Source organism: Gottfriedia acidiceleris, from assembly GCF_004138285.1.
GTDB classification, from domain to species: Bacteria; Bacillota; Bacilli; order Bacillales; family Bacillaceae_G; genus Gottfriedia; species Gottfriedia acidiceleris_A.
In genome coordinates, this window is record NZ_SCFN01000007.1 from 121,850 (window position 1) to 133,253 (window position 11,404).

General features: G+C 31.5%; 10 protein-coding genes. 3 read left to right on the forward strand and 7 right to left on the reverse strand.

Features of this window, described 5'->3' with window-relative positions; genetic code table 11:
• Nucleotides 1-1,044: a uroporphyrinogen decarboxylase gene (gene hemE, locus EP747_RS12525; protein ID WP_129690416.1), complete on the reverse strand. Its 1,044-nt coding sequence runs from the start codon at nucleotides 1,042-1,044 to the stop codon at nucleotides 1-3.
• A 409-nt stretch (nucleotides 1,045-1,453) separates the two neighbouring features.
• Nucleotides 1,454-3,589 (reverse strand): transglycosylase domain-containing protein, encoded by a 2,136-nt coding sequence (locus EP747_RS12530; RefSeq protein WP_129690418.1) that lies wholly within the window; start codon nucleotides 3,587-3,589, stop codon nucleotides 1,454-1,456.
• Nucleotides 3,590-3,786: 197 nt separating this feature from the next.
• Between EP747_RS12530 and EP747_RS12535 the strand changes: the two genes are divergently transcribed.
• Nucleotides 3,787-4,986 carry a M20 family metallopeptidase gene (locus tag EP747_RS12535; protein WP_328590729.1) on the forward strand — a complete coding sequence of 400 codons (1,200 nt, stop codon included), beginning with the start codon at nucleotides 3,787-3,789 and terminating at the stop codon, nucleotides 4,984-4,986.
• 43 nt (nucleotides 4,987-5,029) lie between these two features.
• Here EP747_RS12535 and EP747_RS12540 read toward each other — a convergent pair whose 3' ends face one another.
• From EP747_RS12540 to EP747_RS12550, 3 genes are read right to left on the reverse strand one after another with little or no spacing between them, the layout of a single operon-like run.
• Nucleotides 5,030-5,758 (reverse strand): EcsC family protein, encoded by a 729-nt coding sequence (locus EP747_RS12540; protein WP_129690422.1) that lies wholly within the window; start codon nucleotides 5,756-5,758, stop codon nucleotides 5,030-5,032.
• 12 nt (nucleotides 5,759-5,770) lie between these two features.
• Nucleotides 5,771-6,991: an ABC transporter permease gene (locus tag EP747_RS12545; protein WP_129690424.1), complete on the reverse strand. Its 1,221-nt coding sequence runs from the start codon at nucleotides 6,989-6,991 to the stop codon at nucleotides 5,771-5,773.
• A complete protein-coding gene (locus tag EP747_RS12550) occupies nucleotides 6,988-7,725 on the reverse strand; it encodes an ABC transporter ATP-binding protein (protein ID WP_098233652.1) in 738 nt (245 codons plus the stop codon). The genes EP747_RS12545 and EP747_RS12550 overlap by 4 nt, the downstream gene beginning before the upstream one ends.
• Before the next feature lie 1,748 nt (nucleotides 7,726-9,473).
• On the opposite strand from EP747_RS12550, the gene EP747_RS12560 reads away from it, so the two are divergent.
• Entirely contained in the window at nucleotides 9,474-9,911 is a 438-nt protein-coding gene (locus EP747_RS12560; protein ID WP_129690426.1) for an HIT family protein, read from the forward strand.
• A 353-nt stretch (nucleotides 9,912-10,264) separates the two neighbouring features.
• Nucleotides 10,265-10,825: an HTH-type transcriptional regulator Hpr gene (locus EP747_RS12565; protein ID WP_097973757.1), complete on the forward strand. Its 561-nt coding sequence runs from the start codon at nucleotides 10,265-10,267 to the stop codon at nucleotides 10,823-10,825.
• Between the two features lie 284 nt (nucleotides 10,826-11,109).
• On the opposite strand, the gene EP747_RS12570 is transcribed toward EP747_RS12565, so the two are convergent.
• The gene (locus EP747_RS12570) at nucleotides 11,110-11,199 is read right to left on the reverse strand and encodes a YjcZ family sporulation protein (protein WP_097973758.1); all 90 of its coding nucleotides are present in this window, start codon (nucleotides 11,197-11,199) and stop codon (nucleotides 11,110-11,112) included.
• Between the two features lie 98 nt (nucleotides 11,200-11,297).
• The gene (locus EP747_RS12575) at nucleotides 11,298-11,381 is read right to left on the reverse strand and encodes a YjcZ family sporulation protein (protein ID WP_129690679.1); all 84 of its coding nucleotides are present in this window, start codon (nucleotides 11,379-11,381) and stop codon (nucleotides 11,298-11,300) included.
• Nucleotides 11,382-11,404: the final 23 nt, after the last annotated feature.

The following is an 11,404-nucleotide window of genomic DNA, read 5'->3' on the forward strand; positions in this document are numbered from 1 at the left end:
TTAAGCTTTAACCCTTGATGAATACTCATGTACAAAACTTGTTAATCGTTTAAGAGTATCAGGATTTACTTCAGGGAATACCCCATGACCTAAGTTGAAAATATGACCTGGATTTGCCATACCCTCATCTAATATTTCCTTCGCACGTTTTTCAATTTGTTCCCATGGTGCTAATAAAAATGCAGGATCTAAATTACCTTGAAGTGTTTTCGTAATCCCTAAAGAGCGAGCTTCAGTAATAGAAGTTCTCCAATCTAAACCAATTACATCTACAGGCAGTTCATTCCATTCATGAATTAAATGACTTGCTCCAATTCCAAACATAGTAGTAGGAATATGATCTGCTTTAAGTGCTGTAAAAATCTTTTCCATGCATGGTTTAATATAAATGCGATAATCATTAGCATTCAAAGCACCAACCCATGAATCAAATAATTGAATTGCACTTGCCCCTGCTTTAACTTGTGCTTTTACGTATTTGATTGTCATTTCTGCTAAATGATCCATTAAAGCAAACCATGCTTCTGGCTCTGCGTACATAAATGATTTTGTTTTATTATAGTTTCTAGACGGTCTACCTTCGATCATATAGCTAGCAACTGTAAAAGGTGCACCTGCAAATCCAATTAATGGAACAGAAAGAACCTCTGTTGTTAATAATTTAATCGTCTCATAGATATAAGGTAGTTGCTCCTCTGGATGAATATCAGTTAACTTTTTTACATCTGCTAATGAACGAATAGGATTGCTTATTACCGGTCCTACTCCTGATTGAATTTCTACGTCTACTCCAATTGCAGGAAGTGGAGACATAATATCTTTATATAAAATAGCTGCATCAACATTATATTGGTCCACTGGAAGCGCTGTTACGTAAGCGCATAATTCAGGTTGATGAGTAATTTCAAATAAAGAATATTTTTCTTTTATTTTTCGGTATTCTGGCTGAGAACGCCCTGCTTGTCTCATATACCAAACTGGTGTATGCGTTACTTCTTCTCCTCTAATCGCTTTAAGAAATGTATCGTTAAAATCTTTTTTCATCCTTCAAAGTCTCCCTTTCACTTTTCCAAACTCTACTATTAAATATACTGATTGAACCATTAATTGTATAGAAAACTCGAATTTTGACACATAATGTTCAAAGATTTTACAATTCTTCTCAATTAATAGGCCTATTTTACTACCAGACTTTTCCCATTAAAAATTATATCAAAATATGTCTAAAATATCGAATTAATAATCTTTATTTATTAATACTTTTCATAAAATAAATTAGTTTAATAATTCATTTTTTAATGTTCGATTAAGCGTTATCTCATAGTTCAATCTTCTTAATCTCTTTACTATTCTTTTGTTAGAGTTACAGTTTTTACAAACATAGTTTTAGTAGTAATAGCAAATAAAAAACTCCCCTTCAAATCATTTGATAAGAAGGAGAGCCTTAAAATGTCTATTCCTTATTTCTTATGTTGGGTTTGACAAGTTTAGACCTCTCACCTTCTTCTTTTGTTTGAGGATTGTACGGTACTACATAATAAGAAGGTACATTAAATACATTTACAAAGGAATCTTTGTACTCATCTAAACCAGTAACAGTATCTACTAATTTCTCTTTGCCATTCTTCACTCGATAGATTCGATATTGTTGTCTGTGGTCAGTTGGTGCATTCCAATTAATGACGACAGTGAATAATCCAAATGGAGAGAATGATACTTTTGATTGAACATCAGAAATAGGCTCTAAATTTATCGGTGATTCTAAATCGTCTATATTTTTTGGCTTTTTAAATGTTGTAGATGGTTCTCTACCTGCTTCACTTAAAATCTTTTTAAATAATATGGTTGGATATGTACTACCATTTCTTAAAAAATGTTTTGAATCTGTTTTATCATATCCCATCCAAATTGCGCCAACCACGTCTGGTGTATAGCCTACAAACCAAGCATCTTTGTTTCCATTTGTTTGGCCAGGTATATTTGTAGATCCCGTTTTACCAGCTAAATCGCCAGTAAAACTTCCTCTACTAGCTGTCCCTTCATTTACAACACCTTTTAGCATTTTTGTCATATACCAAGAGGTTTGTGATGAAAACACTTTATATTCCTTAATTTTCGCTTCGGCAACTAATTCATTGTTCCGATCATAAATTGCATTAATAACAAAAGGCTCTAATGCATCCCCATCATGATCAAAGGAACTATATGCTTTTACTAGCTCTAATGGTGTTAAACCAATTTTAAGTCCTCCAAGCGCCATACTTAAACCTGTATCGGGAATATTCAAATCCATTTTTTCTAGATACTCTTTTGCATTATCAATTCCAATATCATTTAATAACCAAACTGCTGGTATATTTGCTGACTGTATTAATGCGTTAAACATCGAAATCGTTTTCGTATAAACTCCATTATAATTCTTCGGTTTATAGTCTCCTAACGCACTCTGTTCATTTGGTAATAAAGAATATGGATTATAGTTTCCCGTTTCAAGAGCTGGGGAATAGACAAGTAAAGGCTTCATCGTTGAACCAGGCTGTCTTTTCACGTTAATACGATTTAAACCTTGAAAATAGTAATTTCTACCTCCAATTGCAGCCTCTACACCGCCTGTTTCTGAGTTTATTAATACGAAGGCTCCTTCAGCATTTTGATCAGTTCCCGGAAAATAGTTTCCATTTTTAAAATACTTATAGGCGGTTAATTGTGTTTTTTTATGGATTGGTACGACAACCTTGTATCCACCATTTAAAAGTTGGTCATAAGAAATTCCATATTTCTCTTTTGCTTCTTTTATAACCATATCAATATATGTAGCATATCCGTTTTCAAACTTTTGTTCCGTAATATATAATACTGTTGGTTTGCTTTTGGCTTTCTGATACTCAGATTCAGTTATATAATGCGTATCTAGCATTTTATAAAGAACAAGATTCCTACGTTCTAAAGATCGCCCTGGTTGTGTGACTGGATCATAATGTGATGGAGCCTTTAATAAGGCTGCTAAAGAAGCACTTTCCTCAATGGTTAAATTTTTAACATCTTTCCCGAAATAATATTTTGCAGCTCCGCCAATGCCATATACCCCGTGACCGAAATAAACCTGATTTAAATACATTTCTAGTATTTGATCTTTTGTATACTTTCTTTCTAGATTAATTGCTATAATTACTTCCTTTGTTTTTCTCATAAATGTTTTGTCGTTCGTCAAAAAAACATTCTTTGCAAGTTGTTGAGTAAGTGTACTCGCACCTTGTACTTTACTAAATGCTTTTATATCATTTACTATAGCCCGAAAGATTGACTGTGTATCAATTCCATGGTGCTTATAGAAACGTTCATCTTCAATTGAAACTACTGCTTGTTTAGTATAATCAGGTATATCACTAATTGAAACGATTTGATGATTTTCATTATATAGCTTTGATATAAAATTCCCCTCTAAATCTACCATTTCCGATGATGAATGGACGACTAACTTATCTTCATCTATAACATAATTACCTAAGAAAACGATTAGTAAAAATCCAACAAAGCTAATTAACAGGACACTTAACAGTCCTATTGCTAAAAATCCCCATTTTTTCAATTATTTCACCTTCATTTCTCTTACCATATAACAAATAGTATATCCATTTATTCCCACGAATAAGTCATTATTTCCTTTTTTTCGATGTATATTTCCTTGGAAATACATTTTTCGTCATTTCTTAATTGAAGATAATTTTGAAGGATATCAATTACATTTCTTGAATAGGTTATATAGATAGTGAGTAGGAGGGAGAAATAATGTCAGATTTATTTTCTATATTAGATTCATATTATCCGGAAATGGTATCTACACGTAGATACTTACATGAAAATCCTGAACTTTCATTTAAAGAATACGAGACAGCAAAATTCATTCAAAACTTTTATCAACAATTAAATATTCCATTCAAATCAAATGTCGGTGGTAATGGTGTTGTTGCTACAATTAGTGGTCGAAACCCTGGAAAAACAATCGCTTTACGAGCTGATTTTGACGCACTACCTATTCAAGATGAGAAAAATGTTCCTTATTCCTCAAAAGTGCCTGGCGTTATGCATGCATGTGGTCATGATGGTCACACTGCCACACTATTATATTTAGCAAAAGCACTTCATGATCAAAAAGATTCATGGGACGGTAAGGTTGTGTTTCTTCATCAACATGCAGAAGAATATGCACCAGGTGGAGCAATTTCTATGATTGCTGATGGCTGTTTAGATGGTGTTGATGAGGTTTATGGAACCCACTTGTGGGCAATTGAAGAATTAGGAACAATTGGTTATCGAAAAGGACCAATCATGGCAGCAGCTGATCGTTTTTCAATCACAATCCAGGGTCAAGGCGGTCATGGTGCGGAACCTCATCGAACAAAAGACAGTATTGTAATTGCTAGTCAACTTGTTATGGCACTTCAACAGGTTGTTAGTCGGGAAACAAATCCAATTGACACTGTAGTCTTATCGATTGGAAGTTTTGAAGCAAAAAATGCTTTTAATGTAATCGCCGATCGAGCAACCTTAATAGGAACGGTTCGTACATTCAAAAAGGAAACACAGGAAAAAGTAAAAAAACAAATAGCTAGAATCATTAAAGGAATTTGTCTAGCAAATGATGTTACATACGAATATAAGTACGATGATGGATATCCACCAGTAGTAAATCATGAAAAAGAAACTGACTTACTAGTTAAAGTAGCCGAATCAATTGATGAAGTTAGTCAATTAAAAGAAATGGACCCTAAAATGGGCGGAGAAGATTTCGCATACTACTTACAAAAAGTACCAGGAACTTTTTTCTTCACAGGAGCTAAACCTCCTCACGTTACAGAAGCATACCCTCATCACCATCCAAAATTTGATTTTGATGAAAAAGCTATGCTAATTGCAGCAAAAACACTTGGGTCTGTGACATTAGCTTCATTAAAACAATCACAAAAATTAGTTGAGCAAAAATAAGAAAAAGGAGAACTTTTTAGTTCTCCTTTTAGTATGTAACTCTTTAGATAAGATCTTCCTTCTTCTTCATATACCTTAATCTATAGGCATTTTTAGCAGTTTCACCTAATTGTTCAAGGAGTTGATAATTTACATACGCTCCAACCGGTGCTCCAATAATAGGTACTAATTGTAGAAGTTTTGCTAAATCGATATGATCCCGATATTCTAGTTGTAATTGCTCCCAATTGACTTGAGGATTTTCATCTACTTTATCTTCCCACTTTTCAATAACCTGAAATACTTTTTTCCGATGGCTATCACTTGAAAAAGCAAGTTGAAAAATATACAGCATGAATTGTCGTTCAAGTTCATCTTTAGGAGAGTAACCATATATTTTGGCCGCCTCAACTAAAAACCTAATTTTTATTCCTAATAATAACGGAAAATCGGCAAGACCGAGTAATATTCCACCCGCTCCTGTACCAGCACCTTCTACAGCTGAAATCTTTTTGTACTCGTTTAACTTTTTATCTAAGATTAAATCTCTTTCTCTAAGTGTTAATGTTTCATACTCTTCACCACTGCCATTAAATACAGTAGACCCTCCCATAAATAAAACCATCATATTTTTAACGGTTTTTGTAAGCAGATCTTGGATTTGTTCTGGCAATAATGATTGAAGCTTTAACTGGACTTTTTTTGCAGATGCTTGAAAAATATTTGAATCGGACATTACTTTTTGTTTCCATCTAGATAGTTCGTACTGAATACGAAGTTCATAAGAATCCATTTTGTCCACCCTTTACAATTTTTGTGGCTTACTTAACCTTTTATGCACATAGAATTTAATTAACCACATTGAAAATAGAGTATACACAACGATTGCAATAATAAAGTTTAAAATTGACAAGCCCTTTATTAAACCAATGATACTAAAAACTAGACTACATATTATCAGTAGTATATACAAAAGTGTCGAAATAGATTTTTTATTTTCATCATTTGTATAAGGATAAATTTTCCACAACAAATGATAGTTATACTGTTTTAAAATTGACATATTTTGTAAGGAAATTACGTAAAGAAATAAAATGCCTATCAATATTTTTCCAATCGTAGTAGGCACTAAGTAAACTACAAACCCACCTACGAAAAGTTGTCTTAAAAACATACTTAAATAGTTACCATTTCGGATAAATGTACGAACTAGTAAATAATTCGCAGCATTTTTCATTTTCATTTTATTAATGATTGGATCGGCCCATTTTCTTCGCTTAACTTGTTGTTGAATAGACGGCACATCAGTAAACATATTCGCAAATCGATAAAAAGTCGCTAATCTTGAAGTATCAAGTTTAACATTTCTTTCCCATTGTATTCTTTTATTTTTACTACCTATTTGAATAGATAATGCATAAACAGCTAAAATTACGATCATTATTACAAGGAAAAGACTGCTCCATTTACTTAATAAACCATAAATAAATAAAAAGGTACCTAGCAACCTTAAACAATAATCAAAAGCTCGGTTTAATACACCACTATTTGTAAGATGTAAGAATGAAACAAAGAGATTGTATCCTTTTAATAAGAAAATTATTACCATAAAGACGATAAAACTTGTTGTTTGTCCTAGTGAAAATTTCTTATAAATTGGATAAATCACACCTAACATCATTAACATTAAATAAACTTGAACGATGTACGTAATTAAAAAGGAGCGGACAAAGTAACTTTTCATCTTTTTTTCTAAAGGTAGTAAATAATGTAAATCAGGTCCTTTAAAAAAAGTAGATACTTGACCTGTTACAACAAGAAAACTAAAAAGAATAGAGATTAGTAAAATAACCGGAAAATCTGGAGAAATTGTTTTTAGCATTTGTTGATAATAATATGCTCCTCCTCCAAGCCCAAAAACAATTACAAATTTTATGTGATCATTAAAAATGTAACGACCATATTTACTCATTTCTTTAATGAAGCTCCTAAATCGTGCTAACCATAATTCTTTTATCGTACTCATATTTCTTTTTCCTTCGTTGCAAAAATATAAATTTCATCCAATGAAGCATTTGGCATATTATATTGAGTTTGTAATTCGTTTAAAGTACCTTTTGCAATAATTACTCCTTCATGCAAAATAATAAATGAATCACAATAAATTTGAGCAGTCGATAAAATATGAGTAGACATTAATATGCCTGCTCCTTTTTCCTTTTCATTGTTCAAAATCTCAAGTAAATCATTTATCGCGATTGGATCAAGTCCTAAAAAAGGTTCATCTATTATGTATAACTGTGGTTGGACAATAAGGGCACAAATGATCATTACTTTTTGTTTCATCCCTTTAGAGAATGTCGAAGGAAAATATTTTCTTTTATCATATAATCTAAATGTTTTTAATAGCTCTTCACTACGTTTTTTAAAATCCTTTTCAGGAATATTATATGCCAAGGCTGTAATTTCAAGATGTTCCTGTAAAGTTAATTCATCATAAATCATCGGTGTTTCAGGAACATATGATATGCTAGCACGATATGCAGTTGGATCTTTATCAAAAGATTCACCATTAATTAATATGTCACCTTTAGATGGTTTCAAAAGTCCTAATATATGTTTTATTGTCGTACTCTTACCGGCACCATTTAACCCGATTAACCCAACAAGCTCATTCCTATTAATCGTAAATGAGACATCTTTAATGACAGGCTGTCTAGTGTATCCACCTGTGACATCTTTTACATGCAATAAAGTCATTCTTTACAAATCCTTTCAAATGTACTTTTCCTATTCATTTTATTGTATCAAATAATAATCTTAACTTCCTTATTATCATATTTATGGAATACTAAAAAAAAATCCTTCTTTTTTTGAATACTATTTTAGGTTAAGGGTATTATAATTCTTGAAGGGAAAGCAACACACTTTCCAGTTCAAAAATTGAAATGAGGTGTGTGTTAAAGGAATTTTAATTTGCGTTCAAACCTAAGTCAGATAATTGTTTAAGTGAAATGAGGTATCTCCAAGGATAAAACATCGTTGTCAAATACAGCAATGCAAAAATCTAAGGAGATGGTGCGCTTGAACATGATCTATAAAAACAAAGGTCATTAGTATACCAATTTGTAAATGAGGTGTCTCGAGCAGAACATATAATTTATTTATAGGTGTACCAATTTATTGAACATTAAAGCAAATGAGGTGTCTGTTAAAGACAATTTAACTTATTAACCTAAAATCTTTTCTAAAATCTTTCCCCTTCATCAAGGAGCAACTATTAGTTGCTCCTTGTTCATGTTGTTGAAAAAAGAATTTGTCAATTAAATTGTTGGATTGAACATTGATAAGTAAGTTGTGTAATATTGATTTCCACTACAGGGTGCTCGCTTTCCATGGGGCGAGACCTGAGCCTCCTCGGCGCCGCCTGCGGGGTTTCAGCCTTCCCGCTTCTCCCATAGGAGTCGAGCACCCTTTCGTTCCAATCAAGTTTCTTTATAAAAAAAGAATAATCTTAAAAACAATAGAATAGTCATTTTAACAAATGAATTACCTTTTATTAATCAAATTGTAAACTTATGATGACGACTTACACATCTTTACAATATTGATCGTCAAAAAAGAAGATATTTTAATTTTTGCAAGTTAGTTAAAACATTTATCTATCAACCAAAATCACTTGTTTATCAATAAGTTGACAGATAAAACAATAATAAATAGACTTTTTTCATTGAAAATCATTTAACGTTTGTATTTTCAATATATGATGAATTCCAGTATATATCCTTGCTTGGTCCTCGATATGTTAGGCCGGTGACACGTGGTAATAACCTTCCCGTGTCTCTCATAGTTTAAATTCTTTTTTAACTATTTCCTTCTATTATTTATACTTGTTATGGTCCTGAATTTCCAATTCAACTTGTTCTCATTACTAAGCATCTTCTGCTTTCTTACTTTTTCTGACTTTAATATTGTCTTTATTGTCTTTCTGTCTTCAACTGCTTTTTAAAATTTTTTATTGTTTTTGCATACTTTCTTTACTACTGGGCATCATAATTCTTGAAGGGAAAGCAACACACTTTCCAGTTCAAAATTTGAAATGAGGTGTGTGTTAAAGGTAATTTAATTTGCGTTCAAACCTATGCAAGGGTAGCTGTTGAAGTGAAATGTCTCCAAAGATAAAACATCGTTGTAAATAACAGCAGTGAAAACATCAAAGGAGATGGTTAGCTTGAACATTATCACTTATAAACAAAGGTTTTAGTATACCAATTTGTAAATGAGGTGTCTCGACCAGAGCATATATACTTATTATAAGGTGTACCAATTTATTGAACATTTAAGCAAATGAGGTGTCTATTAAAGACAATTTATAATTACTCCAATAATCTTTCCCCTTCTTCAAGAAGCAACTTAGGTTGCTTCTTGTTTATTTTCCCTTGACCCTATTTCCCCTTTCAGCTATGCCTATGTTAAAATAAGGAAAAAAGTGAAAGGAAGTATAAAAAATGGCACATGACGCTAATTGTATTTTCTGCAAAATTGTTGAAGGAAGCATTCCAGCTTCAAAAGTATACGAGGATGATGATGTTTTAGCTTTTTTAGATCTAAGTCAAGTTACAAAAGGACACACATTAGTCATTCCAAAGGACCATGTTGAAAACATATTCGAAATGAGTGAAGAGACAGCTAGTACATACTTCCGAAAAGTACCTCAAATCGCTAATGCAATGAAAGAAGCTTTTAATGTCCAAGGTGTAAATATTTTAAATAATAGTGGTGAAGTTTCAGGTCAAACTGTATTTCATTATCATATGCATATTTTACCACGATACGGAAATAATGATGGCTTTGATGTAAAATGGCTTTCAAATCAAAATCAATACACAAATGAAACGCTTCAAGAGATTGCAAAATCTATCGAAAATAACATTATTAAAAAATAATAAAATAATCCCATTTTAATACAAAAACAGGAGAGTGAATATCTCCTGTTTTTGTTTTTTTTATGTAAATTCCATCTAAATTCTTCATTTTATACTATATTTTTATAGATTTATATTATATATTTACTATATTACCAATAATATTTTATCGACAATCACTCTATAGTTTCGTTAAAATTATTATATAAACATAATTTTTATGACCCATAACACTTAATTATAATATAAAAATGTAGAATTTTATCAACTACTTTGTGAAAATTTTTAAAAATTCTAACTAAAAGTTCTTTATTTCTTCACATATTATTGGCATAATAATAAATAGATAGTTAAATAGAAAAGAAGGTGAATTGATGAAAACTGAACAAAAATTATACACAATGAAAGAAGCTTTGATTTTTAGTCAAAGAATTGCCCAAATTTCTAAAGCATTATGGAAGTCAGTTGAAAAGGACTGGCAACAATGGATTAAGCCCTATGATTTAAATATCAATGAACATCATATTTTAATGATCGCCTTCCACTTAAAGGGTGCGTCTATTTCTGAAATTGCTAAATTTGGTGTAATGCACGTATCGACTGCTTTTAACTTCTCTAAAAAGCTAGAAGAGCGTGGTTTATTAGTGTTTTCTAAAAAAGTAGAAGATAAACGTAATACGTATATTGAATTAACAGAAAAAGGTAAAGATATGCTATTAGAGATTCTAGGAGAATTTGATCCAGAGACAAATTCAGTTTTTCAAGGTACTTTACCATTAAAAGAATTTTATGGTAAATTTCCAGAAAATATGGAAATTATGGCTATTTTACGTAATATTTATGGAAAAGATTTTATGGATATATTTGAAACAACGTTAGGTAACATAGATAAAGAATTTATTGAAGAAGATAATCGTTTAATTAAGAAACCTTAATATCTTCTTTAAAGTTACAATTTCAATTGATATGTCCTTGAAATTGTACAATCAAATAGAAGCGGGGCAAGATTAATTAAATCCTTCCGCTTTTTATTTCGGCCACTTTTGTTCAAAATTTCACATAAATACCTTCTTTGAAACCCTCAACTCATTTCCTTTTTATTTCAATTTCTAAATTTCTATAAACAAGAATATGTACATCATTAACTAATTTTATTTCTGGAATAAAAACTCAACCGGAGGTACAATACCTCCGGTCGAATATTTGTCTTATTTACAAATTAGATGCAAGCTGCTCCTACGATAATTAATAAGATGAACAATACAACGATTAACGCAAATCCTCCACCATGGAATCCTACGCCCATCATTCACACCTCCTTTTGCTACATATCTTATCTTATGCGTGTAGTAAAAAATGGTCTGGGCAAATGTATAAATAACCTTCATTTTTGAAGATTCATACTACTTATAAAAATGAACACCCAATAATGATTAACAAAATAAACAGGATCACGATTAATACAAATTCACGCGATGTTTTCCCCTCCATTTTTCCACCCTCCTAAAAGTAAT